This window comes from Eubacteriaceae bacterium ES3 (assembly GCA_030586155.1).
In the GTDB taxonomy this organism is placed as follows: domain Bacteria; phylum Bacillota; class Clostridia; order Eubacteriales; family Eubacteriaceae; genus Acetobacterium.
Genome location: CP130741.1, coordinates 2,032,828 through 2,058,321, shown reverse-complemented (window position 1 = coordinate 2,058,321; position 25,494 = coordinate 2,032,828). Strand labels below are relative to the sequence as shown.

Here is a 25,494-nt window from a genome sequence, read left to right as displayed (position 1 = left end):
GATGGCTTTTGATTACAAAAAAGAGTATAAAGAATTTTATATGCCTAAAAATAAGCCAGCCATAGTAGACATCCCAACTATGAATTATCTGGCGGTACGCGGCCAGGGTGATCCAAACGCTGACGGTGGTGAATACAAGCAGTCAATAGAGCTTTTATATGGAATCGCTTATACAATCAAGATGAGCAAAAATAGTGAACACCAGATCAATGGTTATTTTGATTTTGTTGTTCCACCTCTGGAAGGTTTCTGGTGGCAGGATGGTGTCCAGGGTGTTGATTATGCGCACAAAGAAGATTTCATTTTCATCTCATTAATTCGCTTGCCGGATTTTGTCAGCAAAGAAGATTTTGATTGGGCGATTTCAGAAGCGACACGTAAGAAAAAAAGAGATTTTTCAAAGGTTGAATTTTTCAACTATTCGGAAGGTTTATGCGTCCAGAGTATGCACCTCGGCCCTTATGATAATGAACCAGTGACGGTTGAAGCCATGCATGCTTTTATTGCCGACCAGGGCTATGAGCTGGATATTTCGGATACCCGTTACCACCATGAGATTTATCTCAGCGATGCTCGTAAAGTAGCGTCGGAAAAACTTAAGACGGTGGTCAGGCATCCAATAAAAAAATTATAGCCAGATAATAGAACTTTCGGGTAGAATTAAAAATTTTTAAGACAAAAACTGTTGCTTATTTAGCTGGCAGTTTTTTTCGGTTTCAGAAGCAGTTGGATAGGGGGTATAAACGAATATTATATTAATTGTTCAGAAAGAATGGAACAAAATTGAATTTAAGTGTTTTTTCTTTCTTTTTCAGGTAATAAAATAAATAACGATTGGTATTATTTGATACTAAAGAGAACGAGGAGTGAAATATGATCATAAAAAAATCGAAAATTGCGATTGTTGGCTGTGGACTGGTCGGCTCAACGACCGCTTTCAGTTTGGTAACTCAGGGAGTCTGTGATGAAGTTATGATGATTGATATTAACAAGGAAAAAGCATTGGGGGAGGTTCTGGATTTAAGGAATACTATAAAGTATCTGGAAAGAAATGTGAAAATTGTTTGCGGTGACTATGAGGACTGTTCAGATGTTGATATAATTGTCGTGACTGCAGGAGCACCGCCAAAACCGGGACAGTCAAGACTGGATAGCCTGGATTTAAGTGCCCGAATCGCTGTTTCGATAGTTGAACCAATCATGAAAAGTGGCTTTCAGGGGATTTTTGTAGTTGTTTCGAATCCTGTTGACATTATTGCCTATTTGATTTATAGACTTTCCGGTTTACCTAAGAATCAGGTAATTGGAACTGGAACATCATTAGATACTGCGCGGCTGCAGAATTTTCTTGCAGATATGGTCAGAGTAGATCCAAGAAGTGTCTATGCTTATTCTATGGGTGAACATGGTGATTCTCAGATGGTACCCTGGTCAATTGTGACCGTCGCGGGAAAATCATTTCAGGATATTATTACTGATAATCCAGAGATAGTGGGTGAGGTAGATTTAGATGAGATCGTATTAAAAACCGCAAAAGAAGGCTGGGAAATTTATAATCGTAAGGGTACGACTTATTATGGCATAGCTGCAGCTTGTGTGGGAATTATTAAGGCTATTCTACATGATGAGAACAAAATTATCCCGATCTCAACTTTACTTGAAGGAGAGTATGGTCAAGCTGATGTTTATGCTGGTGTACCCGGGATTCTTAATCGTACCGGTGTATCTGATATTCTGGAAATACATATGACTGAGGACGAACAGGAAAAGTTTAAGCAGTCAGCAGATGTCATTCGTCAGAATATAAAAAGGATAGAATCATTCTATAAAATCTGTTAACATAATCTGAATAAATATGATATGATTATAAAAAATATATAAAAGGAAGCAATGATGAAAGTACTATTAATTAACGGCAGTCCCCATGAAAAAGAGTCAAGTCCAAAATAGTGTGTAAAAACCTCGGTGGGTTTAACTAGGCTGCTGATGAAACAGCAGCCGTCTGTTCTTTTAAAAATTCATAGTAATCCTGCATATCCAGATATTTTCTGCCGGAAGACCATTTTTCATCCTGTTCCATAAGCAGCGCACCCAGTAAACGGATAACCGATTTTTCGTTGGGATAAATGCGGATCACGCGATCACGACGCCTGATTTCCTCGTTGAGTCGTTCGATACTGTTGGTTGTGCGCAGTCTTTTCCGGTATTTCTCAGGAAGACTCATTACAGCCATCACATCATCAAAACCTTCTTCGAGTATTTCAATCGCTTTTGGTGCTTTGGATTCAAAATGTCTCAGTGTGTCTTTCAGCAGGTTGCGGGCATCTTCAATATTTACTGCATTGTAGATGCGTTTCAGATAGGATTTCAATTCGGACTGCTGATTTTTGGGCGTTTTATCCAGTACATTTCTTGAGAAATGTGTCTGGCATCTCTGCCAGGTGGATCCCTGAAAATGTTTTTTAATCGCATTTACAAGTCCTTTGTGATTATCGGATACTATCAGATCAACGGCTGTCAGACCACGCTCTTTGAGATTTTGAAAAAAATCTCCCCAGCTTGATTCTGTTTCGGTATCATTCAGCTGAAAACCAATTACTTCACGATTGCCATTTTCGTTGACTGCGGTTGCTACCAATAGACCTTTTGACCGGACTCTGCTGTCTTCGCGAACTTTGAGATATAAAGCATCCACAATTATAAATGGATAATGCTTTTCAAGCGTTCGGTTACGAAAACCGTTTACTACCGGATCCAGATTTTCACACAGCTTTGAAACTGTTGATTTTGAAAAGCTCTGGCCACAAAGTTCTTCTGTAATGTTTTCGATTTTGCGGGTTGAAACCCCATTAATGACCATTTCGATCATTGCCAGCATCAGAGCCTGCTCGCTCCGCTGGTAGCGCTGAAACATCGTCGTGCTGAATTCGCCGTTACGATGACGAGGGATCCGCAGGGTGATACCACCGATTCGCGTTGTTAATTCACGATCCCTAAAACCGTTACGGTAAGCTGTCCGATCCTCGCATCGCTCATAGCGTTCAGCACCAAGTTGCTCAGCCGATTGCGCTACAAGCACCTGGTTAAGAATTGTTTCCAGAAGCTTTGAAAAAGCCTCATCCCGGGAATCTTTTGTAAAAAGTCCGTGCAAAAGTTCTGTGTCCAGTGTAATATTTAATTGAGCCATTTGTTCATCTCCTCGATTAGGTATTGGGTGGTACTTTTATTTTAACCGAGGTTTGAGCTCTTGGCTCATTTTCTTTTTACACCATTATACGGACTTTATCCGAAAAAGGCTGTACCTTTACAGCCCTTAGTGAAGTGGCAACAGTACTAAAGAAATATGAAATTGACGTAGAGATTCTTTATTTGGGTAAAACACCACTTAACGATTGCATTGCCTGCGGGAAATGCCATGAAACCGGTAGCTGTGTTTTCGATGATTTGGTCAATGAAATGGCTCAAAGGCTTTCAGAAATTGACGGCATTATCGTCGGTTCACCCGTTTATTATGCTGGCCCGACTGGTCGGGTAACTTCTTTTCTCGATCGCCTGTTTTATTCGTCTACTAAAAAACTTGCAGGAAAACCTGGAGCTTGTGTAGTTTCTTGTCGCAGAGGGGGAGCAAGCGCAACATTTGATCGGCTTAATAAATATTTTACGATTGCTAAAATGCCAGTCGTTTCCTCTCAATACTGGAATCAGGTACATGGAAATTCGCCGGAAGAGGTTTTAAAAGATGCAGAAGGCTTGCAGATTATGAGAACTCTTGGAGAAAATATGTCCTGGCTTTTAAAGTCCATAGAAGCTGGTAAAAAAGCGGGAATAAGCTTGCCGGAATATGAAAAACCTACAATGACCAACTTTATCAGGTAATTATATTTGTATGAGAGTTGAGCATGCGGAGAATTAAAAAAAGTTTTACTGATGGTATATACAAGCATTGACAAGTCTTTAAAAATAGTTTATGATTACTAATGTTACAAACATATAACATTTAAGTAAATGAATTTACCGTAATAATCGATGTTCTGCTGAAGCAGGGATTGGTTTTTGCGGTTTCTTTTTTGTTAACAATTTAATCCATAATATCGTCATGAAGATGGTAAGTATTGATATAAAATGTCTGAAGACTCATTAATTGGGTCTTTTTCTTTTGGTTAAATTGTATTTAAAACTCGCGATGAAGATCACTTGTTGGTCTGAGCGAATATGATCTATTTTAAAATTTTGAGGAGAGAAAAGATGAACAAAGAATTATGGGAGAAATCGGTAGCATTTCATGGACATCATTGCCCAGGACTGGCAATTGGGGTTAGAGCCTCGGAAGAAGCCATTAAGGCGCTAAACATTCAGTTTTCTGAGGATGAAGAAGTAGTTTGTATAACTGAAAACGATGCTTGCGGTGTTGACGGAGTTCAGGTGATTATGGGCTGTAGTGCAGGCAAAGGTAATTTGATTTTTAGAAATCGCGGTAAGCAGGCTTTTACCTTTTTTAACCGCAAAACGGGTGAGAAGATCCGGCTAGTTTTAAAAGACCTGCCTGATATGGAACGCGATGAAATGGAAAACTATATTTTAAGCGAACCGGATGCCACAAAAGTTTTCGATTTTAAAGAACCATCTTATGATTTACCGGAACCGGCTCGAATTTTTAACAGTATTATCTGTGAAGAGTGTGGTGAAAAAACAGCAGAGCATATGATTCGCCTGGAAAATGGCAGAAAAGTCTGTGTTGATTGTTCAAACCCTTATAGTCGCGGAATTTAATCGCTGGTGACAAAAGGAATGTGATTTATTTAATTAAGAGGAGTTATGATGAAAAAGGTTAGTGTTTTTTTTCTTTGTTTAGTAATAATGATTTCAATGGCAGCCTGTACAAGCTCACAGGTTACAGATTCTGAGGGGGATCAAGCAGCATCAACCCAAGTTATAACTGACAGCCTGGGCCGTCAGGTGGAAGTACCGACAGAAATCAACAGCATTGGGTCTTTAGGGGTTATGCGTTTACTTACTTATATGGGTGCTGCAGATCTGGTTACAGGTGTAACTGATATGGATAACGTTCAGGTCTTGACCAGACCTTATACCCTGGTAAATCCAAACTATGAATCGCTGGCACAAATTGGTCAGGGTGGAGCTGGTGGAATTGTTCCCTTTGATGAAGAAATTATTAATCTAATGCCGGATGTGATTTTTGTGGTCTCTGATTATAATCAGGCCGATGAACTGCAGGAAAAAACTGGTATTCCAGTAGTTGCAGTGGCCAACCCAGGTCTTTTTGACGGGATTATGAATGATTCGATCAATTTGATTGGTCAAGTTTTAGGCGAAGAAGAGCGAGCTCAAGAAATTAATGACTACATGGATGCAGCACAGGAAGATTTGAACGAACGGACACAGGATATTCCCGATGAAAGCAAACCGTCGGTTTATAATGGTGGATTAAACTTTAAAGGTAAACATGGTTTTGATGGAACCAGTGCTAATTATGGTCCATTTGTTGCCATTAACGCAAATAATGTTACGGATGTAACGGGTCAAAGTGGTGCATTTACAGTAGATCTTGAACAGGTGCTGGTATGGAATCCGGATATCATCTTTTTAAATCCAGAAAATATGGATCTTGTAAATATGCAGTATGCAGAAAATCCAGACTTCTTTAATTCTTTGCAGGCGGTTCAGAATAATCAGGTTTATTCTCAGCTGGCATATAACAATAATTATACCAATATTGAGATTGCTTTAGCTGATGCTTATTATGCAGGGACGGTTATCTATCCAGAAGCTTTCTCTGATATTACTATTGATGAAAAGGCTGATGAAATATTTGAATTTCTGCTGGGTGAAAAAATCTATTCCCAATATGTTGAAGCTAATCAGGGTTTTGGACCGTTGACCATTGGTGAATAATGGAAATGATAAAAAAGACCGCCTGTGGGACGGACTATGATAAATATGTTCATAAAAAGATTATTACATTAATAGTTCTGACACTATTAACTCTGGCAACGGCATTATTTGCAATTACAGCTGGTTCAGCAGATATTCCTGTGACCGATGTATTGAAAGCGTTAGTTGGGATTGGCGTTGAAAAAAGTGTTCTGGTAACTGTCAACATCAGGCTTCCCCGAATTTTGATGGCGCTGGTATCTGGAATTGGCCTGGCCTCAGCTGGTTGCGTGATGCAGAGTATTCTGAAAAACCCCCTGGCTTCGGCATCGACTTTAGGGATATCACAGGGCGCATCATTTGGAGCGGCTATTGCCATCACGTTTTTAGGGGGGGGTACCGTGATGGGCAACACTGCTGATGCTGTTACGGTCTCGAATCCGTATTTAACCAGCATTTGCGCCTTTATAACATCGATGTTAGTAACACTGGTGATTCTGGGTTTGTCTAAAATGCGTAATGCTTCGCCAGAAACAATGATTTTGGCTGGAGTGGCATTAAGTTCTTTGTTTGCTGGGGGAACAGCCCTGATCCAGTATTTTTCCTCTGATGTTCAGATGGCGGCTATCGTATTCTGGACTTTCGGAGATCTGGGTAGAGCAAGCATGGATAATATTCAGGCAGCGGCGATTGTCTCATTTGCAGCATTGATCTACTTCATGTTCAATCGTTGGAACTATAATGCCCTTGAGTGTGGTGAGCATACAGCCATCGGTCTGGGTGTTAATGTCTCACGGGTTCGCCTGCTTGGAATGACGATTTCATCTCTGACAGCAGCTACTATTGTTTCATTTGTTGGAATAATCAATTTTATTGGCCTGATTGCACCTCATATTATGCGGAGATTTGTGGGAAATGACTATCGTTATCTGCTTCCCGCATCTGCTTTAATGGGGGCACTCATGCTATTAATCAGCGATACATTTGCCAGACTTATAATTTCGCCGGTTATTCTGCCTATTGGAGCCATTACTTCGTTTTTAGGTGCCCCACTATTTTTATATCTTATTTTTAAAGGAGTCAATCATGTTAAAAATTGATAACCTGGAATTTGGCTATCGCTCAAACCGAAGAATTCTGAATCAGGTTGAGTTTGATGTGTCAAATGGTGAATTTGTAGCGATACTAGGCAATAATGGTGCTGGTAAAAGCACCATGCTTAAATGCATCAATAAAATTATTGCCCCGCAAAATGGAAGTGTTTTGATCAATGAAAGAGATATATTAAAAATGAACAGGCTTGAAATTGCTCAAAATACTGCTTATGTTGCACAGAAAAGTGAAGGCAGTAGAATAACCGTTTATGATACAGTACTTTTAGGAAGAAAACCACATATCAAAATGGCACCAAAAAAGGAAGATTATGATTTGGTTGAAGAAATTATTGAAACGATGGGACTCCAGGATTTTTCCTTGCGTTATATAGACGAGCTAAGTGGTGGTGAAATGCAGAAAGTTATGATCGCCCGGGCATTAGCCCAGGAGCCAAAAGTTTTACTTTTGGATGAGCCGACTTCGTGTCTGGATCTTAAAAATCAGCTTGAAGTGCTAAAGCTGATTTCCAATATAACTCGAGAAAAAAATATTGCGGTGGTGATTGTCATCCATGATCTCAATTTAGCATTGCGTTATTGTGACAGGTTTTTATTTTTAAAAGACAGTGAGGTTTTCTGTTACGGGGGATTAGACGTTATGACACCGGAAACAATTAATGCTGTGTATCAGGTGCCGGTAGCCGTGGAATCCTATCAGGACAAGAAAGTGGTGATTCCGTTAACGTGATGCTGTTAAATTTGTCACATAAATGACACAAATCAGGTTTAAAATGAAGCCATCAAAGAGAGAAGGAGTTACTTTTTATGAAAAGAAATCTGATTTTAGCCGGAACTCTGGCACTGTTATTGGTAACAGGCGGAACAGCTATGGCTTCATCGAATCATGGTTATGGCAGTGGTGATGGAACGAGATACCAAAGTGAATATTGCGACCAAACTGGCGATGGCATTTGTGATGGTACAGGCGGTGGTTACCAGAACGGAACTTGTGATTACAATGCGGATGGCATTTGTGATGGTTCGGGTAGCTTTATTGATGCTGATGGTGATGGACTTTGCGATAATTGTGATGGAACTCAGGCTCAGGATGGCAGTGGATCTATGCATCGAGGACGTCATAGATAAGAAATTTTGAATTAAAGAGTGAAGCCAGGTTGATAACTGGATTTGCTCTTTTTTAGTATCATAAAAGTGTAAGTGTTAAGCACACCATTAGTGCAGAAACATTTACACTTATTTTTATGCAAAAATATGAAGGATAATTAAATTTGAATAAAGATTAGCATGTAATGGATTCAAATAAAGTAATTTTGTTAGATAAGTTAAAATATTTGCAACTGAATGGTATTTCAAAATGTCTAGCTGGCAGAAACCACATTAAATTTTTAATGATATCACATTCCTAGAAAAGGCAGTAAATTGACGAAAACATCTGAGAATGATATTATCAATTAATAGTTTCGTTATTAAATGTTAGCAGACAATTGCACATAAGTATTGTCCTGCTGATGTAGATTAGAAAAATACAAAAATGTGAGGAAAAAATGGCATTAACGTTTAGATATGCAGAAGAAAAAGACACACCATTAATTTTAGAATTTGTTAGAGCCCTGGCAGATTATGAAAATCTGCTGAATCAGGTCGTAGCAACTGAAGAACTTATTAAAGAGTGGGTATTTAAAAAGAATATTGCCGAAGTAATTTTTGCTGTTGTTGAGGAGCAGGAAGTTGGTTTTGTGATGTTCTTCCATAATTTTTCAACATTTCAGGGAAAAGGCGGAATCTATCTCGAAGATTTGTTTGTTAAACCGGAGTTTAGAGGCAAGGGCTATGGTAAAGCATTGCTTAAAAAAGCGGCACAGATTGCTGTGGAACGGGGTTGCGGACGAATGGAATGGGTGTGTCTTGACTGGAATCAACCAAGTATTGATGTCTATCTGTCTTTGTGAGCCAGACCAATGGATGATTGGACGGTTTATCGGCTGTCAGAAGAAAAGTTAATAGATTTTGCAGAAGAAAAAATAGGGAGCTAGACATGGCAATGTGGAATCCCTGGCGGGGGTGTCATAAGTATAGTGAAGGCTGTCAATTTTGTTATATTCATAAAGGCGATCAAAGACGGGGAATTGATACTAATAAAATTCTTAAAACTGATAAATTTATGACTCCGATTGAAAAGAATAAAAAAGGGGAATATAAATTAAAATCAGGTCAAGTGGTCTATCTGTGTTTTTCTTCGGATTTTCTTTTGGCGGATGCAGATATGTGGCGAAACGAATGCTGGCAGATGATTAAAGAAAGATCAGATCTGCAGTTTATTTTTCTGACCAAGCGGATTGAGCGGTTTGAAGCGTGCATACCTGATGACTGGGGCAGTGGATATGAAAATGTGACAGTTGGATGCACAATCGAAAACCAGAGTCGAGCTGATGAACGTTTATCCATTTTTAAACATTTGCCAATTATTCATAAAAACGTAATCTGTCAACCCTTAATCGAAGAAATTGATATTGCAAAATATTTGGATGATGTGGAATTAGTTGTGGTCGGCGGTGAATCGGATTTCAACGCCCGACCACTCAATTTCAATTGGGTTTTGTCGCTCAGGCAACAATGTATTCAAACTAATACAAATTTTGAATTCCGTCAATGCGGGACACATTTTATTAAAGATGGTAAACAGTTTAAACTAAATGTGAGGCAGCTTTGTGCCCAAGCGAGAAAAGCAGGGATTGATTATCAAGTAGAAAAGAATGGAGATTAAGCATTCCCGAAATAATTGAAATCTTCACAAGATGATTAGGGTAGTAATACGATGATATAGGATGTTTGAAGATATATTCTATTTTTAAAAACGGAGGATGAGATGGTAAAAATCAATAAGCTGACAATGGATCAACAAAATGAATTGTTGGAAGTTTTAGAAAAGCGTTTTAACAATAACATGAACCGCCATCCTAAAGCTAAATGGTCAGAGATTTTAGCAATAATTAGCATGGATGCGGCAAAACTGCAGATTCTTTTTAAAATGGAAGAAAGCGGAGGAGAACCTGATCTGGTAAAATTTACAGAAGTTGAAGAGCAATATTACTTTGTTGATTGTTGTACTCAAAGTCCGGAAGGACGCAGAAACCTCTGTTACGATCGGGAAGCTCTCGACAAACGGAAGAAAAATAAACCTTTAAGCAGCGTTCTGGATGTGGCAGAAGAAATTGGCATTGAGCTGCTGACTGAAGCTCAGTATCGAGACCTTCAAAAATTTGGTGAGTTTGATACTAAAACATCTTCCTGGGTTAAAACACCAGATAAAATCCGAAAACTTGACGGCGCGATCTTTTGTGATCGTCGTTATGATACGGTATTTATGTATCATAATGGGGCTGATTCTTATTATTCGGCAAGAGGATTTCGCGGTTGTCTGAAAATAGAATTAAATTAAGTTGGAGATTTCCTTGGGTGATCAAAAGCGAAATGATTCGAGGTCAGAAATAATGTAAGTAGGGATAATCGTAAGATATATTTTGTTGTATCTCCACCAGGCTTCTATAGGATAAATGGAAGTCTTTGTGATTTATCAATTTAAATAATAACTGTAAGAACGTTAATATTGACTAAGGAGGACTCAATGCTAATTGAAGTAAAGAACCTAAATAAAATATACAAAAGTGCTGCATTGGAATTCCATGCTTTAAAAGACGTGACTTTTTCGATGGAAAAAGGCCAGATTGCAGTCATTCTTGGGCCATCCGGGTCGGGCAAGTCGACGCTTTTAAATATTTTGGGTGGTATTGATTTTGCAAACAGCGGAACGGCAGATATTGATGGACAAAAGATTACTGAATTTAATAGTAAAAAGCTGCAGGAATACCGTCGGGAAAAGATCGGTTTTGTCTTTCAATTTTACAATCTGATTCCTAATCTGACAGTTTATGAAAATATTTGTGTGGCAGAAGATATCAGTCAGAATCCACTTGATATTGACGCGTTGATTAAGGATATCGGCCTGTTTGAATTAAGGGACCGTTATCCCCAGGAGTTAAGCGGAGGCCAGCAGCAACGGGTTTCTGTAGCCAGAGCACTGGTGAAAAATCCTAAGCTTTTGTTTTGTGATGAACCTACTGGAGCGCTGGATTATGAATCGTCAAAAGAGATACTTGATTTAATTGAAAAAATTACCAGAAAATATCAGATGACAACATTGATTATTACCCATAACGCAGCGATTGCAGGGATGGCGGATAAGGTTATTAAACTTAGAAGCGGTGAAATTGTTGAAGATATTATTCAGAAGAATCCGATCCATGCTAATGAGGTGGAGTGGTAATGAAGATCAATCGAAAAATATTTAGAACGATCTTTAAACACAAATCCCAATATTTTGGTGCATCGTTGTTAGTGGCTCTCAGTTGTATGATTTTCACGATGTTTGGCATCTTTGGGGTAAATATTCTGGATAATCTGGAACAATTTAAAGAAGAATATCATCAACAAGATGCCTTTTTTATTCCTTTAGGAAAATTATCCGAACCTACGAAATTTGAAGATGAATACCATGTTAAACTGGAAGAGCGCTACTATCAGGATTTGGAGTATAGCGATACGGCCAAGATCCGTCTTTTATCTGCGGCGGAAGAAATTGACCAATACTATGTAATGGAAGGAAAAAAACTGTCAGCAGATGATGAAATCCTGATCGACCCAGGCTTTGCCGCTGCCCACGATATTCAGGTTGATGATCATGTTACTTTTGCTGACATAGATTATCATGTGGTCGGCTTTTTTACAGAACCAGATTATATTTATGCCCTTAAAAATGAAGGCGAAATGATTAAGAATGCCAATACTTTTGGGGTTGGCCTTGTTAACAAGCATGTCCTTAGTGATACAACAGATTCAACTTTGTTTTACAGCGTGGAATACTCAGACCAAACTGACGCTACAGACCTTAAAAAAAGCATTAGTAGTGAAATGGTTGTTTTGAAGTGGGTGGATCGTGATGATAATCTGCGAATAACTTTTCCGGAAAATGATCTTAAAGCAGTTGAGCCGATCGGGCGAGTCATTCCGCTGGCAATTATGATTGTTTCCGGAGTAATGATAGCTGTGATTCTGGGTCGGCTTTTAAAACAGGAATATGTCCAGATTGGGGCTTTATTCGCCCTGGGCTACAAGAAAAGTGAAATCATTTTTCATTATTTGCGGTATGCCCTGCTGATTGGACTATTCGGCAGTATTATTGGAACCATCGCTGGTATATTCATGGTTAACCCATTTCTAAATCTGACCGCCAGTATGTATAATATTCCGGTTATTACGATAAGGTATTATCCGTTTTATCTAATTTTAAGTCTGATCATGCCCTTTTTCTTTCTGATCCCGGCAACACTTTTAGTAACCTTGAAAGCGCTGAGTTTATCACCACTTGAGCTGCTGAAAAACGGCAATAAAAAAGTGCGGGTTAACTGGGTCGAAAAAAGAATCAAGTTGAAGCACTTCAAGTTTAAAACAGTTTTTAAAATTCGGGAAATACTCAAAAATTACAGTCGTATTCTGTTTTTGATGCTTGGTGTTATTGTAGCAGCTTCTCTGGTTCTGATGGGTTTTATGATGAAAAGCTCGATGGATTATTTGGTCGTCAATGGTATCGAAAATGGCTTTTCCTATGAGTATATGTATACCTTCAAGGATTTTCAGACCGAATCTATTGAGGGGACTGAAAGCTTTACGTTAGGCTCATTTACTGCAAAAAAATCGAACGGAGATGAAATGAGCATACTTGCTTACGGGATCACTCCGGATTCTACTATGGTTCATCTGAGTGATAAGTCAGGAAATATACTTGATTTCAATCAAGTTATTGTTTCTTCTGTGCTGGCTAATCGAACTGGTCTGGCAGTGGGAGATGACCTGGTGATAAAAAACTCTGCCACTGAAAAGGAAACTAACCTTACTATTGATGAAATCGCTGATTACAGCCTGGGTACTTATGTCTTTTTGCCTCTTGAAAAGTTAAATGAGATTTGTGATTATGAATCAGGTAGCTATTTGGGCCTATACTCGGACAGAGTACTTGATATTGATGAAAACAAACTACTTTCCCAATCATCACGGGCAGAGATGCTGGAAGGCTATCAGCTGATGATGGCACCCTTACAGACTATTTCATTATCGATTGGCGCCTTGTCTTTCATGGTTGGTCTGGTCGTATTATATGTTGTTATTTCTATGATTATTATGGAAAATGCCGAGAGTATTTCTCTTCTTAAAATCTTAGGATATCGCAAAAAAGAAATTTATAAAATAACCTTAAGCGGATTGACATTTTTTGTTGTGATTAGCTATCTGATAGCTGTGCCGATAATATTTGCTGCTTTAGATCAGCTATTTATGACTATGACAGCCGATATGACCATGGATATCCCCGTCATCATTGACTGGGCTTATGTCGTCTATGGGTTTGTATTGGTTATGGTTATTTATGCCGTTGCACGATTTCTTAACAGGAGAAAAATTGAACACGCCTCAATGGCTGATAGCCTCAAAAGCAAAAGTGAGTAAAATGCTCAATCAGGTAAGGTTTAGGTCCTGCTGCTTAAGCAGATAATGTAAAAATTATGTTAGCAAAGTATTTTAGCAAAATATTTTGTTTTAATAGTATAAAAAATTAGGTGGTGATTAATTGGATTTACCAATACAAATAGATGAAAAGGAACTTTTTTCTGAGAACTATTACTTAAAAAGATATTTTCAGTATGCCTTTAAAAACAATTTTCGTCAAAATGTTTATGATTTTACTCATTTCCCGACAAAAGAGATTTTACCGGCTGCTGATGCTTATCGCTTTGTTGAAGATAAAAAACCGGAGTTATTTAAAAGCATTCGCTATCATAATAAGGGAAGCCTCATTGAGTCAGAATTTATTCCATTCATGGAGTCTTCTGATACTACAGCTTTTATTGTGATCAAAGACGATAAATTAATCTTTGAAGAATATTTTAATGGTCATAGCAGGGAATCCTTGAGCAGAGTTTTTTCAATCACAAAGTCATTCACCTCAGCATTGATTGGAATAGCCATTGATCAAGGGCTGATTAAAAGTGTTGATGATCCGATAAAAAAATATTTACCGGAAATTAAAGATGAAAAAACTGGGAGCCTGACAATCAGAAACCTTTTGTTAATGCAGTCTGGAATCACCTTTAAGGAAGGGGTTGAGCCTTGGACTGATGATGTTAAACAGTATTTTTCGACTGATATCAAAAAGCGGGTACTCAATTTAAAGACAAGCGATCCGGTGGGTGAATATTTTCACTATAATGATTATTATCTGCAGTTTCTAACCATGATCCTGGAGCGGGTCAGTAATAAAAAGGCTGGTGTTTTATTGCAGGAGAAAATATGGACCGAGTTGGGAATGGAGTATCCCGCACTTATGGTTGTAGATTCTCAAAAATGTAATTTTGAAAAAATGGAAAGTGGGCTCTGTGCGACAGCTATTGACCTGGCAAAGTTCGGACGATTGTATTTAAATGATGGTCTCTGGAATGATAAATCGATCCTTTCCGATCGTTGGATAAAAGAATCAGTTGTGAGTGATAGTATTAAGGCCAAATCCTATTACAAATATTATCAAGATAAGCCGTGGGGACGCTGGTTTGATACTGGAAAAGGTTATTATAAATATTTGTGGTGGGGCTACAGAGCTGATGAAGAAACTGATGACTATTTTGCAATGGGGATTTTAGGTCAGTTTATCTATATCAGCCCCCGAAAAAAGACTATTGTTGTGAGATTGGGGAAACAATGGGGGATATCTGGCTGGTGGCCGACAATTATTAAGGAACTGATTGATGGAATATAAGTATGGTTGAAGTCTTTAGTGATATTTTTTTGGCATACTAGATTGATCTTTCGGGTGGTAATATGAATTACCGGATGGTTTTATCCTTAAGAGTAGTGAATAAAAATCCTATATGGATACTTTACAGGATGATTTAAAAGTTATAATTTTGCCCTGCTTCCCCCAAATGTTAGATTAAATGTCTAACTTTTGAGGGGATTTTAATTCTCGCCTGGTAATACTTTTTTAAATAAACAAACTATGAATAACTTCTTTTAAGCACTAGATGGTTTAGAATCGCTATCATAAAGCCTGTCGGCAGCGCGTTTATAAAGCTACCCATATCGACCCCAGGCACTAAAGAATCGGCAATGGAAATCAGTAGGGCATTGACGACCAGGCTGAATAAGCCTACGGTCAATAGATTAAGCGGCAGGGAAATAATCAGTAAAATGGGTTTTAAAATCAGACTAACCAGTAAAATTGTCAGACTCATGACCAGAAGACCCAGTCCTGTTTCAATCTTAATTGAATCAATCAATAAAGACATAATAAAGAGGGCCAATAAAATAATAAAAAATTGTGTAAATAGTCTTTTCATTTTCCCTCCTTTATCTAATTTTGATAGACATTTTGACTTTATCAGTGGAAACATCCAAAAGGTCAAAGGATTCACCGAAATTAAGTGTGTTTAGAAGCTTTAGACTATCATTGACCAGCTTTTTAATCGAATGGATAGAATAGGGCTCAGATTGATGTTTTTTAGTGAATAAGCTGAGGATATTGAGAATATCTATAAAGCTGAACAGCAATTCCTCTAAAACGTTTATTGAGACCGGGAAGGGAAACCCGATAAAGCGTCGATCTTCAATTTTCAGGCGAATCCACAGAGAGCGAAATCCCCTAATCCACATACACTTTCACCTTAATCATCGATTGACTGGCTTCATCCCAGGCCTCCACATCGATAATATTGGGGTCATCAAGCATGCCACTGACTAAATCGTCGATGACTTTCTTAAAATCAATATTTGACAGATCAACGCCTTTCTCGGCCATTTCTCTTCTGGCATCGGGTGGAATAACACCCGTCATATTATCAGCGATTTCACCGATGGTAGTCAGGAGACTAATGGGGATATTGACATTGACATTGACGGTGTTATTATCAGAGGTGACTCTTACGCGAAAAAAGCGGTAGGTATGATTGGGAGAAGATACGACATCTGTGACTTGAATCGGAAGCTCTGGTGTTTTAAGCGCTTCAAGCAACTCCATTCCTTCGGCAGCAGTAATTTGCCCTTTTTCGATCATTTCAAGAATTTTTAACTGTTCTTCGTTCATTTGTTTTTCCTCCATAATTATAAACTATTAATACGTTTGGTGGCTTCGGCTGCAGAAATTTCACCTTCTGCAAGTTGATTAAGAATTTCGTTACGGGCAGTTTTTTTGTCTTCGTCTTCTTTGATGTTTTCTTTAGAAGGACTATCAAAGCCCAACGCTTTTATTACATTGTCGAGTTTTCCGCGTACCGTGGGATAAGAAATTCCCAATTCTTTTTCCACATCTTTTATGTTTCCCCGACATTTTATAAATATTTTTATAAAGTTTAGATCTTCATCAGGAAGACGACAGAATTCACAGGGGTGGAAGTGTCCTTCAATTGTTGTCGAGCATTTTGGGCAGTTAAGTCTCGTGATCGAGAGTTTTTCACCACAGACGGGACATTTTCCTGGGGCTTTGTATTTCATTGTGGACCTCCTTGATTTATTTGATAACAATATACACCTCGCAATTCAAAAAGTCAACAATATAATTAATATAATTAATAATAATATTAAATATATTAATACATCTGATAAATAAATTAATGATATGAATATATAATATGCTAAATGGATTTGTTTGATAGAAACCATTTATTGAGACGAAAAGAAGCTCGAATAAAAAAATAACAATAAAAAGCAATGGGACAAATATGTCCCGTTATAAATATATTATTTTAAAGGCTTTCAAAATGATGTAAAAAGTGTATAATACTGATAAGAACAAATTATTTGGAGGTATTTTAATGGATTTAATAAAATTGGCACGGATGGAGAATGACAATGGTTTTATAGCAGCATTGGATCAAAGTGGTGGGTCAACCCCAAAAGCACTTGCCAGTTACGGAATTCCAAAAGATTCTTACGATAATGATGAAGAAATGTTTCAACTAGTTCACGAAATGCGTACAAGAATAATTGAAAGTCCGGCATTTACAAAAGAACGGATTCTTGCCGCCATTCTTTTTGAAAAAACGATGGATATGGAAATTGATGGTATTTTAAGTGCCGATTATCTTTGGGATAAAAAAGGCATCCTGCCCATCCTGAAAGTTGATAAAGGATTGATGGATCTGGAAAATGGTGTTCAATTGATGAAGCCTATTCCAGGGCTCGATGAATTACTGGTTCGGGCCAAAGACCGTCATATTTTTGGGACTAAAATGCGTTCAGTTATAAAAGAAAATAACGAAGCAGGAATAAAAGCGATTGTAGCTCAGCAATTTGAGTTAGGTCTTAAAATTTACGCAGCTGGATTTATTCCAATTTTAGAGCCTGAAGTAGATATCAATGCTTCTGATAAAGTTGAGATTGAAGCAAGTCTTAAAAAAGAAATACTTGAACAGTTAGATAAATTGGACAAAGACATTAAACTGATGTTTAAATTGACGATTCCGGAAATTGATAATTTCTACGGAGAAATTATTGCAAGTCCTAATGTATTACGGGTGGTAGCGCTTTCTGGTGGGTATTCGAGGGAATTGGCAAATGAAAAGCTGGCTAAAAACCCGAAATTGATCGCCAGTTTCTCAAGAGCTTTAACTGAAGGTTTAAGTAAAAGTCTAAGTGATGAGGAATTTAATGCTATTCTTGATAAATCAATTCAGTCTATCTATAATGCATCAATAAAGTAGAAAATGTGCTAATAACAGTAAAACGAAAAAGAGCCTGGAAAGAAGATGTTTACTTCTTTTCAGGCTCTTAATGTTCAGTTAAAAAAGGGTTTATACCTGTTCCTGGTAGGATTCGGCTTGAGTACTGTTATCGTCATTAGGGGTTGCTCGAGTTGTGCCATCTGTAGGCATAGTGCCACCGTCAGTAGGCATATTTCCTCCATCAGAAGGCATATCGCCACCGCGGTCTCCGCCTTTGCCACCGCCACCCATACCGCCACCCATACCGGTCTGACCATTACTGGTTACAATTCCGCTTAAAGTGATTTCAGCAGATTGGCTGCCGGCGGACAGTGTATAGGTTTGACCATCAGAAAGTTCAGGGGTGCTGATTACTACAGACTGATAGGTTTTATCAGGCGTAAATGAAGCAAGCACATTTCCGCTAGAATCAGTCAGTTTGATTTCTCCCGTGGTACTTGAAGCAAAATTATAGAGTAGTGAATACTGAGTTGACGATTCTGAAAAACTTTGAGCCATACCAGTGCTGCCGGCAATAACAACAGTTCCGCCGGAAATATCAGCTGTGCCGTTATAATCAAGGGCACCATTGCCGCTATTAGTCGGGCCACTGACATAAACAGTACCACCGGAAATATATAGTGAGCCGTTACTATCAATTCCATCACCTGAAGCATTGATATTAAGTGTTCCACCAGAAATGGAAATATAGACGTTGCTGTCAGCACCCATTTCTCCGCCAGGGTTCCCGCTGTTGCCACTATTCTCAGTTGCACCGTTTAAACCATCATCGGAAGATACTATATTAATGTTACCGTCAGCAATCACAATAGCGACTGCTTCGATTCCTTCATAGCTGCTGCTTATATCAACGTTACCACCAGCTATATAGACATAGCCTTTAGTATCATCGTCTTCATTTTGTGACTTAATGCCTTTTCCGTTCGGGGCACTGATAGAAAATGTACCATCAGCAATTTTTACAGCGTCTTTTCCACTCAGTGCATTATTGACAGTCGTAATCTGAAAATTTCCACCTGTGATCACCAGATCATCTTTTGAGACAATACCATTTTTGTAATTGGAGTTGATGGTTAGTGAGCCAGTTCCGTTAATAGTCAGATCTGCTTTACTAAAGATTACACCATCTACATTATTATCGTCAATCTGCGTATAGGAGCTGCCGTCAGTTAGGGTGTTTTCGGTATTTTCACTTAAGGTAATAAAGACTTTATCAGCACTTTTGACATAAATTGGTGCAAATGATGAACTGCTGATATCAACTCCATTTAGAACAATTTGAATTTTGTCGGTATCAGCTGCATCAATAATAATTTGTCCATCGTTAAGTGTTCCAGACAGGATATAAACTCCTTCAGAGCCGATGGTTAAAGTAGAACCGTCTGCGGTTGCGCCGTTTCCACTAACGCTGATGGAGCTACCGTTTAAAGTAACTGAAACAGCGGTGTTTTCATCATAAGTGGGATCAAGATCCCGGTCAGTAAACTCGGTATCGATTTCGACCGAAGAGCTGGTAAATATTGATGTGGTAGTGACCTGGGTTTGACTATCTGTTTGAGCAGGTTCTTGTGCAGTACTCTCCTGTGACGAGCTGCATCCGGCCATTACCAACATTGTTGTGATGAGTAACGGGATAATCAGTTTTTTTCTTTTCATTTCATTGATTCCTTCCTGGTATTGTTGAATACTTGTTAAATATTGAATGAATCAATGATAATGCTTCTATGTGAAAACTGAATGAACATAGCAAAAACTACTGAAAAATTTAAGATTTGTTTAATAAAAAGAAACACCGAACTTAAATACTATCTTCCTCTATATTCGCTTTAAAAAGTTTTAAAATATGTTTTTTAGATCCGTAGATCAGGACCCGATCACCTTTTTTCAGTTGGTCTGAAGAAGTGACATGATCAATGATTTGATTTCCCCGTTTTATCAAAAGTACATTAAGAATATAGGTATCACGAAAATTGGATTCTTCTAGATTCTTACCAGCCAGTTCAGTTGGCAGCTGGGTGATCATCACTTCAGCTATGAGTTTGTCATGAACCATTTCTAGAATTCGGATATTATTGCAAAAGATTCCGTCGTCTTTTCTTTGAGCCAGATATTCGACCAATCTGTCAAAATGCCGGATCAGCCACTTGGAACGGGTGATGGCGATAATAATAAGTAAAAATAACAGCGAGTAAAGAATTGAATGCCAATTAAATTGGGTTTCACCAGCCCGAATAAAAAGGTTAACCAATAGAGACACTCCCGAAACGGCAAAGATATAACCAAAGAGCATCATGATGGTCGCCAGATTTTTACGGATTGTGGAGTTCATAACGAGTTCGCTTTCTTTTGTTGTATAACCGCTGTTAGTCATACAGGAGATGGCCTGAAAGCGGGCTTTGTCTTCGCGAAGGCCGGTAAGACGAAATAAAACAGTGAAAATCTCTACAATGACCAGGTAGGCAATAATCAGAAGAAAAAAACTGATCAGCGAAAAATTAAAACTCATAATAGTACCTCCAGTTTTTTCCATTATGGCTGAAACCACCTCTAAAATCAAGAAGCTTTGTTATTTCAAGTTTTTTCTTCAAGAATAAATAAGGATAAACCGATCCAAAAAATTGTTCTGGGATCTGCCAGATTTAATCCAGATAGCTTTTCAATTCGTTCCAGACGTCTGATAAAAGTTGTTCGGTGAATAAAAAGAGATTCTGCCGCGGCAGAAATATTATTGCCTTTTTCAAGATACGCAGACAGAGTTTTTACATATTCTGAATGATTTTTAAAATCGGAAATTAAAAGCGTTTGAAAACCTGGAGGCATTAACATCTCAGCCGAGAAATCTTCCGTCAGTTTATGGCGTAAATATGATAATTTAAAATCTGAGAATTGATAACACCAAAAGTCAGGATGAAGTTTATGGCCAATATGGAGTGCCTTAAGGGCTTGCTTATGATAGCTCTTTAAGTGTAGTAAAGAATTAAATGAATCACTTATCCCTGCCTTGCAGGTATAATCCCGTATCAAGGGACTTAAATGCGATAGGAAGTTTTTATTGGCATTTGGTTCTGTTAGGGTCAGATTATTGATCAAGAGGATATCATTGTCAAATCGCACTGCACAGGAGTGGGGAAAGGATGCTTCAAGCTGATTGCAGACGTAAGAAATCGAGGTATCCCATGTTGAGCCTTCAAAAAATTGCAGGCATACCAGTTGATATAGATGATCGGGTTTCCAGTAAAAAGGATTTAAGATTTGACAAACGGTTTCACTGTTATATGAACCAGTTTCATATAACAGTTTATTGATTAGCAGGTGTAATTGATCATCCTGATGGCGTCTGACAGAGATGCCAGAAGGCACATTAAAAGCTTTTTCTAAAGATTGCGAAAAGATTCTAAAAAGTTGGACTAAACCGGGTGATGGGGCATCAGGTGAATCTGTTATCTGCAGTAGAAGTCGCAAGGTAAGATTTGATTTGTCAAAAATATTAAAACAAAGAAAGCGTTCCTTAAATGGTTTTTGCGGAAAGAGATAGACGTCTTTATGGCTAATCATTGCTCTGTATTCGGGATCTTCGAGAAGTTCCGAAACCCGTTTGTGAAGATGTGTATCCTTGTATTCGAGCAGATTATTTTTTTTACTGCTTAAACGGATTTGATTATTATCATCAAACAGGAAATATGGCATATTGATTAGATCAGAGAGATGGGAAAAAAATGTTTCTAAATCTTTTCCAGAGTGCAGCATTTCTTTTAAATCATTGTTCCAAATGGTTAGATGTTCCATGATATCGAGTGTTTCTTCAAAAATATCGTCGCTGCTACTGTTATCAAAAATTGTTAAATAGTGGTGATCTTGCGATAATAGCTCCGCATTATTTTGATGATAATCAATCAGAATATAAAAAGAATCAGTGTTAAAATGATTTTTATTTGCGGATAAATAAGTGTTAGAGTCAATGATATATAGACAAGCTGGATCAGTTCTTTTGTAGCGAAAAAAACGCAATTTATCGAATGTTAAAGGATTGTCATTTAAGTTGACTATTGAATTTTTGTGGTTTTTTGAAATCAAGTAATAAATTATGGACACATGAAAATTCATAATATTCACCTCGCTACATATTGTAGCATAAGAAAAACAACAATTCAATGAAATGCGTATTTTACGAAAAATAATTAACTGATATAATCAGCATAGAGAAAACGTTAACAAATACAATTCAGGAGGAAAGATTATGAATCCTTTTATGAAAGTGGCAGCTGAACGCGATTATTCCAAAGAGTGGCAGGAACCAGGTAGTTTCCCATGGATTTTCCAACGGCCTAAACCGCCAATTGAAACCCGTCCAATCAGTGTCAAAGATAACTATGTGCGATGTGTGAAAGGCGAAAAACCTTATTGGATGCCAGCATATTTTTATGAAGCGGATATTGTCTGGCCTGATGCGATGGAAGAACATCCAGTACCGGAAGTTGATGGTTATGACTGGTGGGGTGTTTACTGGCAGATGGTAGAGACTGCCGGGGGAATGATTACCAAACCAGGGACTAGAGTCATTAATGATTTTGCCAATTGGCAAAATGAGGTGCCCTGGCCGGACTTATCGCTGGTTGATTTTGAGACTGATGGACTAAAAATTCAAAAAATGCAGGATCCAGAGCGGGCGCATATTTACGAATGTGTGGAAGGGTTATTTGAAAGGCTTCACGAAATGATGCCATTTGAAGAAACACTAATGGCATTTTATGAAGAACCGGAACAACTGGAAGCCTTTTTCCAGAAAATGACAGACTATAAGATTGAATCCTGTGAAAAGATTTTTAAATATTATGGCCGAGTCGATGGTGTATTATATCATGATGATTGGGGAACGCAGCGCGCTGGCTTTTTCTCAAATGAAATGTTTAGAGAACAGATTATGCCAGCAACAAAACGTCTGTTTGACTATATCAAAGGTGAAGGAAAATTTATTGAACTGCATTCGTGTGGTAAAAATATTCAGTATGTTCCGATGATGATTGAAATGGGTATTGATATGTGGACGCCCCAGCTGTTTATAAATGAACCTGATTTTCTTTATGAAACGTATGGGACCCAGTTGACATTTACTATTCCGCTCATGCTTGCACCAGGATGGAGCGAAAGAGAAATTAGAAACGCTGTCCAGGGGTATGTAGATCGTTATGGCGAAACCGGACGGGTTATGTGCTGGATTATGACCGAAAACAACGATCAGGAAGCTGAAGCGATTGCCCGTGATGAGTTGTATCATTATTCTTTAGATGTATATAAAACTCGATTTGGTTTATAGAAGCTTCTCCCTTAGAATAACTAATCTGCTAAACAGCCAGTTTGACACATTTTGATTTATGTGTCCTGGCTGTTTGCGTTATTAAAATCTTTTAATTTTGTCTTTTCCATGCAATCGTTGATTATGCAGCGACTGTTAGTTTTTTAAGAGTAATACCATTTCTGAAACATTCTTCATATTTTCTTGAACACTTTTTATATTTCTCGAAAAGGTTTCTTGCTTCATCTTCGTTGCTATAGACTTTCCAATAGCCGCATAGTTTACATTTTTCACCGCGATTTTTAATAAATCCTTCAACATCTTCGACAGGATAGCTTAGAAAAAGACCGATTTCATGGGGGAATCCATGGCTTTTTCTGATACGCTGTTTCAAAAAGCATAAACAAGATTCATGATTATTGGTATTATAACCGAGTGTTTCCAGGAAATCTCGTATTCTTGGCTGATTGAGATCAATAATAAGTTTACTTTTGCGATAGACATAAATTAAGGCTCGCCTTTTTGTGAGGCGTAGTAGCTTCAAAGTGACACCTTTCGAATAGAGTTGCGAATTAATATGATTTATAGCATATTTGAGTTGTTTATGGCAGCTGAAAGAAATATTGATCATACTACCTGTTTTAAAACCTGCCAATGTAGGGGCGCAGTGGCGAATTAAAGCTGTTTCAAGATTTTTCATAGTTACCCTCCTAATGGTTCTGATAATTTGAACAAAAATCCTTATTTGGACATGAGACACAATAGATTTCAAGAATTTCTCTCAAGGCGTTCAGGCTACAGGTATGCGAGCGGGCAATCGAAGCTTCACAGCGTTTTGCTTCAGAGATGGCACAGTTTACCATTTTATGTGATACTGTGCCGGTAAATAAAACAAAGAGGTCGGGAGAACCTAATTTTTTCTTTAGCGGGCCTTTCATTTGAGTGAAGACTTTTGCCCGACACTGATATTTATTACAAAGATCCTTGTACTGTGTAACCATTCGATCATGTCCTCCAATTATAACAATGCTCACTGATTGGCTCCTTCCAGAAAAAATATAATTTTTAAAATAAGCATTCACATAGTTAAATGAAACTAACATAAAAATGTTAGCACCACTTTACAATTTAGTCAAGTACAAAGAGTCAAATTTAAGTTTTATAAAGTAAAGTTTTTAAAAGCATTAGCTGAATGAAATGGGATGTGGTCAATTTTGCTAATTTCGTATAAAATAGACTTATAATAAATAAAGCTCGAGGTTGATGATGAAAGAGATAGAGTACTGGTTATGGCTGACACAACTAAAGGGAATTTCTAATCTACAGAAAAACAAAATCCTCAATTATTATAAGAATCCTAAATCGGCTTTTTTAGCGGATGAGAAAGAATTTATAAAAGCGGCAGGTTTTAGGAACAAAAAACAGCTTGAAAACTTTAAAAAGACGACTTCCCTCTCAGCAGTTAACACTGATTTAGAAAGGATGCAAAAAGAAGGAATTGAATACATCTGTTTGGAAGATGAAAGATTTCCTTCAAGATTAAAAGAAATTTATAACCCTCCAATTAGTCTTTTTTTAATAGGTGATTTAGATTTGCTGAATAAGGAGCCTGCAATAGCTGTAGTTGGGTCAAGAAATGCTTCGACTTCAGCACTTCGGTATGCAAAAGCATTTTCAAAATCGATAGCTTCTATGGGAATCCCGGTGATTAGTGGACTGGCTGAGGGCGTTGATGGATCGGCCCATTGGGGTGCGCTTGAAGAACCAGGTAAAACTGTAGCTGTGTTAGGGACCGGAGTAGATCTCTGCTATCCTGATTTCAATGAAAAGCTATATTTAAAAATTGCCGAGAAAGGTCTTTTGATCTCTGAATTTAATATAGGCGAAAAACCTCTGGCTTATCATTTCCCCTTGCGAAATAGATTAATAAGTGGATTGACGAATGGTGTTCTGCTAGTAGAAGCTGGTTTGAAAAGTGGCTCTATGATAACAGTAAACCATGCACTTGATCAGGGAAAGAATATTTATGTAATTCCAGGTGAAATAAGTAATCCGCGTTGGTCAGGCGGTAACGCCTTATTAAAAGAAGGGGCAAAGCTGGTTACGGAACCGCAAGATGTCCTGGAAGATTTTATTATAAAACCTGAAATAGAGTCTGCTAAAAAAGTAATTATTAATATTGAACCTGAATACAGAGAAATGGCGGAATTGATAAGTAGAGGATATGATACCGTAGATGAGTTGACAAAGGCGAGCGGTCTGGAAGTTTTTCAGGTAAATCAGCATCTGACAATGATGGAACTTGAAGAAATTATCGGAATTAGACATGGGAAAATTACCCTGATGTAGGAGATTTTTTCTTAAACTCGTAATC

At 37.9% G+C, this 25,494-nt stretch carries 25 protein-coding genes and 1 pseudogene; 17 read left to right on the top strand and 9 right to left on the bottom strand.

Annotated features, from left to right (window positions below):
- Nucleotide 1 precedes the first annotated feature (1 nt).
- Nucleotides 2-634, top strand: a complete 633-nt coding sequence (locus Q5O24_09370) for a GyrI-like domain-containing protein (GenBank protein WKY46590.1) — start codon at nt 2-4, stop codon at nt 632-634.
- Between the two features lie 239 nt (nt 635-873).
- Nucleotides 874-1,839: an L-lactate dehydrogenase gene (locus tag Q5O24_09365; protein WKY46589.1), complete on the top strand. Its 966-nt coding sequence runs from the start codon at nt 874-876 to the stop codon at nt 1,837-1,839.
- A gap of 136 nt (nt 1,840-1,975) precedes the next feature.
- Here Q5O24_09365 and Q5O24_09360 read toward each other — a convergent pair whose 3' ends face one another.
- Nucleotides 1,976-3,187, bottom strand: a complete 1,212-nt coding sequence (locus tag Q5O24_09360; GenBank protein ID WKY46588.1) for an IS256 family transposase — start codon at nt 3,185-3,187, stop codon at nt 1,976-1,978.
- Nucleotides 3,188-3,270: 83 nt separating this feature from the next.
- Between Q5O24_09360 and Q5O24_09355 the strand changes: the two genes are divergently transcribed.
- From Q5O24_09355 to Q5O24_09300, 12 genes and pseudogenes are all read left to right on the top strand, one after another.
- The gene (locus tag Q5O24_09355; protein WKY49240.1) at nt 3,271-3,876 is read left to right on the top strand and encodes a flavodoxin family protein; all 606 of its coding nucleotides are present in this window, start codon (nt 3,271-3,273) and stop codon (nt 3,874-3,876) included.
- A 369-nt stretch (nt 3,877-4,245) separates the two neighbouring features.
- Entirely contained in the window at nt 4,246-4,770 is a 525-nt protein-coding gene (locus tag Q5O24_09350; GenBank protein WKY46587.1) for an FmdE family protein, read from the top strand.
- Between the two features lie 48 nt (nt 4,771-4,818).
- On the top strand, nt 4,819-5,913 hold the full coding sequence (locus tag Q5O24_09345; GenBank protein ID WKY46586.1) for an iron ABC transporter substrate-binding protein: 1,095 nt from the start codon (nt 4,819-4,821) through the stop codon (nt 5,911-5,913).
- Entirely contained in the window at nt 5,913-6,992 is a 1,080-nt protein-coding gene (locus Q5O24_09340) for an iron ABC transporter permease (GenBank protein ID WKY46585.1), read from the top strand. The genes Q5O24_09345 and Q5O24_09340 overlap by 1 nt, the downstream gene beginning before the upstream one ends.
- Nucleotides 6,979-7,734, top strand: coding sequence for an ABC transporter ATP-binding protein (locus Q5O24_09335; protein ID WKY46584.1), 756 nt, complete (start codon nt 6,979-6,981; stop codon nt 7,732-7,734). The genes Q5O24_09340 and Q5O24_09335 overlap by 14 nt, the downstream gene beginning before the upstream one ends.
- 77 nt (nt 7,735-7,811) lie before the next feature.
- Nucleotides 7,812-8,132, top strand: a complete 321-nt coding sequence (locus tag Q5O24_09330) for a hypothetical protein (GenBank protein WKY46583.1) — start codon at nt 7,812-7,814, stop codon at nt 8,130-8,132.
- 419 nt (nt 8,133-8,551) lie between these two features.
- Nucleotides 8,552-8,953, top strand: a pseudogene (locus Q5O24_09325) (GNAT family N-acetyltransferase).
- Nucleotides 8,954-9,042: 89 nt separating this feature from the next.
- Nucleotides 9,043-9,771, top strand: coding sequence for a DUF5131 family protein (locus tag Q5O24_09320; GenBank protein WKY46582.1), 729 nt, complete (start codon nt 9,043-9,045; stop codon nt 9,769-9,771).
- A 102-nt stretch (nt 9,772-9,873) separates the two neighbouring features.
- Nucleotides 9,874-10,446, top strand: a complete 573-nt coding sequence (locus tag Q5O24_09315) for a DUF4256 domain-containing protein (protein ID WKY46581.1) — start codon at nt 9,874-9,876, stop codon at nt 10,444-10,446.
- Between the two features lie 186 nt (nt 10,447-10,632).
- A complete protein-coding gene (locus tag Q5O24_09310; protein WKY46580.1) occupies nt 10,633-11,331 on the top strand; it encodes an ABC transporter ATP-binding protein in 699 nt (232 codons plus the stop codon).
- Nucleotides 11,331-13,565: an FtsX-like permease family protein gene (locus Q5O24_09305; protein ID WKY46579.1), complete on the top strand. Its 2,235-nt coding sequence runs from the start codon at nt 11,331-11,333 to the stop codon at nt 13,563-13,565. The genes Q5O24_09310 and Q5O24_09305 overlap by 1 nt, the downstream gene beginning before the upstream one ends.
- 121 nt (nt 13,566-13,686) lie before the next feature.
- Nucleotides 13,687-14,868 carry a serine hydrolase gene (locus Q5O24_09300; protein WKY46578.1) on the top strand — a complete coding sequence of 394 codons (1,182 nt, stop codon included), beginning with the start codon at nt 13,687-13,689 and terminating at the stop codon, nt 14,866-14,868.
- A 238-nt stretch (nt 14,869-15,106) separates the two neighbouring features.
- On the opposite strand, the gene Q5O24_09295 is transcribed toward Q5O24_09300, so the two are convergent.
- The 3 genes from Q5O24_09295 to Q5O24_09285 form a co-directional block, all read right to left on the bottom strand.
- Entirely contained in the window at nt 15,107-15,448 is a 342-nt protein-coding gene (locus tag Q5O24_09295; protein ID WKY46577.1) for a phage holin family protein, read from the bottom strand.
- A 302-nt stretch (nt 15,449-15,750) separates the two neighbouring features.
- A complete protein-coding gene (locus tag Q5O24_09290) occupies nt 15,751-16,191 on the bottom strand; it encodes a hypothetical protein (protein ID WKY46576.1) in 441 nt (146 codons plus the stop codon).
- 17 nt (nt 16,192-16,208) lie between these two features.
- Nucleotides 16,209-16,598, bottom strand: a complete 390-nt coding sequence (locus tag Q5O24_09285) for a DUF2089 domain-containing protein (protein ID WKY46575.1) — start codon at nt 16,596-16,598, stop codon at nt 16,209-16,211.
- A 320-nt stretch (nt 16,599-16,918) separates the two neighbouring features.
- On the opposite strand from Q5O24_09285, the gene Q5O24_09280 reads away from it, so the two are divergent.
- The gene (locus Q5O24_09280; GenBank protein WKY46574.1) at nt 16,919-17,806 is read left to right on the top strand and encodes a fructose bisphosphate aldolase; all 888 of its coding nucleotides are present in this window, start codon (nt 16,919-16,921) and stop codon (nt 17,804-17,806) included.
- 90 nt (nt 17,807-17,896) lie between these two features.
- Here the strand turns inward: Q5O24_09280 and Q5O24_09275 are convergent, their stop codons facing one another.
- From Q5O24_09275 to Q5O24_09265, 3 genes are all read right to left on the bottom strand, one after another.
- Nucleotides 17,897-19,483: a carbohydrate-binding domain-containing protein gene (locus tag Q5O24_09275; protein WKY46573.1), complete on the bottom strand. Its 1,587-nt coding sequence runs from the start codon at nt 19,481-19,483 to the stop codon at nt 17,897-17,899.
- Nucleotides 19,484-19,625: 142 nt separating this feature from the next.
- Nucleotides 19,626-20,333: a TrkA C-terminal domain-containing protein gene (locus Q5O24_09270; GenBank protein WKY46572.1), complete on the bottom strand. Its 708-nt coding sequence runs from the start codon at nt 20,331-20,333 to the stop codon at nt 19,626-19,628.
- Between the two features lie 65 nt (nt 20,334-20,398).
- Nucleotides 20,399-21,613: a helix-turn-helix domain-containing protein gene (locus Q5O24_09265; GenBank protein WKY46571.1), complete on the bottom strand. Its 1,215-nt coding sequence runs from the start codon at nt 21,611-21,613 to the stop codon at nt 20,399-20,401.
- A 451-nt stretch (nt 21,614-22,064) separates the two neighbouring features.
- Here Q5O24_09265 and Q5O24_09260 point away from each other — a divergent pair, with 451 nt between their 5' ends.
- Nucleotides 22,065-23,141 (top strand): uroporphyrinogen decarboxylase family protein, encoded by a 1,077-nt coding sequence (locus Q5O24_09260; GenBank protein ID WKY46570.1) that lies wholly within the window; start codon nt 22,065-22,067, stop codon nt 23,139-23,141.
- Between the two features lie 121 nt (nt 23,142-23,262).
- On the opposite strand, the gene Q5O24_09255 is transcribed toward Q5O24_09260, so the two are convergent.
- Nucleotides 23,263-23,820, bottom strand: a complete 558-nt coding sequence (locus Q5O24_09255; protein WKY46569.1) for a DUF3793 family protein — start codon at nt 23,818-23,820, stop codon at nt 23,263-23,265.
- Between the two features lie 10 nt (nt 23,821-23,830).
- The gene (locus Q5O24_09250) at nt 23,831-24,154 is read right to left on the bottom strand and encodes a DUF2325 domain-containing protein (protein WKY46568.1); all 324 of its coding nucleotides are present in this window, start codon (nt 24,152-24,154) and stop codon (nt 23,831-23,833) included.
- Between the two features lie 232 nt (nt 24,155-24,386).
- Here Q5O24_09250 and dprA point away from each other — a divergent pair, with 232 nt between their 5' ends.
- Nucleotides 24,387-25,469: a DNA-processing protein DprA gene (dprA, locus tag Q5O24_09245; protein WKY46567.1), complete on the top strand. Its 1,083-nt coding sequence runs from the start codon at nt 24,387-24,389 to the stop codon at nt 25,467-25,469.
- Nucleotides 25,470-25,494: the final 25 nt, after the last annotated feature.

Bases quoted from the DNA above. Each gene is read 5' to 3' on its own strand.
- Q5O24_09370 (WKY46590.1), top strand. From the start codon at position 2: ATGGCTTTTGATTACAAAAAAGAGTATAAAGAATTTTATATGCCTAAA.
- Q5O24_09365 (WKY46589.1), top strand. From the start codon at position 874: ATGATCATAAAAAAATCGAAAATTGCGATTGTTGGCTGTGGACTGGTC.
- Q5O24_09360 (WKY46588.1), bottom strand. From the start codon at position 3,187: ATGGCTCAATTAAATATTACACTGGACACAGAACTTTTGCACGGACTT.
- Q5O24_09350 (WKY46587.1), top strand. From the start codon at position 4,246: ATGAACAAAGAATTATGGGAGAAATCGGTAGCATTTCATGGACATCAT.
- Q5O24_09345 (WKY46586.1), top strand. From the start codon at position 4,819: ATGAAAAAGGTTAGTGTTTTTTTTCTTTGTTTAGTAATAATGATTTCA.
- Q5O24_09340 (WKY46585.1), top strand. From the start codon at position 5,913: ATGGAAATGATAAAAAAGACCGCCTGTGGGACGGACTATGATAAATAT.
- Q5O24_09335 (WKY46584.1), top strand. From the start codon at position 6,979: ATGTTAAAAATTGATAACCTGGAATTTGGCTATCGCTCAAACCGAAGA.
- Q5O24_09330 (WKY46583.1), top strand. From the start codon at position 7,812: ATGAAAAGAAATCTGATTTTAGCCGGAACTCTGGCACTGTTATTGGTA.
- Q5O24_09320 (WKY46582.1), top strand. From the start codon at position 9,043: ATGGCAATGTGGAATCCCTGGCGGGGGTGTCATAAGTATAGTGAAGGC.
- Q5O24_09315 (WKY46581.1), top strand. From the start codon at position 9,874: ATGGTAAAAATCAATAAGCTGACAATGGATCAACAAAATGAATTGTTG.
- Q5O24_09310 (WKY46580.1), top strand. From the start codon at position 10,633: ATGCTAATTGAAGTAAAGAACCTAAATAAAATATACAAAAGTGCTGCA.
- Q5O24_09305 (WKY46579.1), top strand. From the start codon at position 11,331: ATGAAGATCAATCGAAAAATATTTAGAACGATCTTTAAACACAAATCC.
- Q5O24_09295 (WKY46577.1), bottom strand. From the start codon at position 15,448: ATGAAAAGACTATTTACACAATTTTTTATTATTTTATTGGCCCTCTTT.
- Q5O24_09290 (WKY46576.1), bottom strand. From the start codon at position 16,191: ATGAACGAAGAACAGTTAAAAATTCTTGAAATGATCGAAAAAGGGCAA.
- Q5O24_09285 (WKY46575.1), bottom strand. From the start codon at position 16,598: ATGAAATACAAAGCCCCAGGAAAATGTCCCGTCTGTGGTGAAAAACTC.
- Q5O24_09280 (WKY46574.1), top strand. From the start codon at position 16,919: ATGGATTTAATAAAATTGGCACGGATGGAGAATGACAATGGTTTTATA.
- Q5O24_09275 (WKY46573.1), bottom strand. From the start codon at position 19,483: ATGAAAAGAAAAAAACTGATTATCCCGTTACTCATCACAACAATGTTG.
- Q5O24_09270 (WKY46572.1), bottom strand. From the start codon at position 20,333: ATGAGTTTTAATTTTTCGCTGATCAGTTTTTTTCTTCTGATTATTGCC.
- Q5O24_09265 (WKY46571.1), bottom strand. From the start codon at position 21,613: ATGGAACATCTAACCATTTGGAACAATGATTTAAAAGAAATGCTGCAC.
- Q5O24_09260 (WKY46570.1), top strand. From the start codon at position 22,065: ATGAATCCTTTTATGAAAGTGGCAGCTGAACGCGATTATTCCAAAGAG.
- Q5O24_09255 (WKY46569.1), bottom strand. From the start codon at position 23,820: ATGAAAAATCTTGAAACAGCTTTAATTCGCCACTGCGCCCCTACATTG.
- dprA (WKY46567.1), top strand. From the start codon at position 24,387: ATGAAAGAGATAGAGTACTGGTTATGGCTGACACAACTAAAGGGAATT.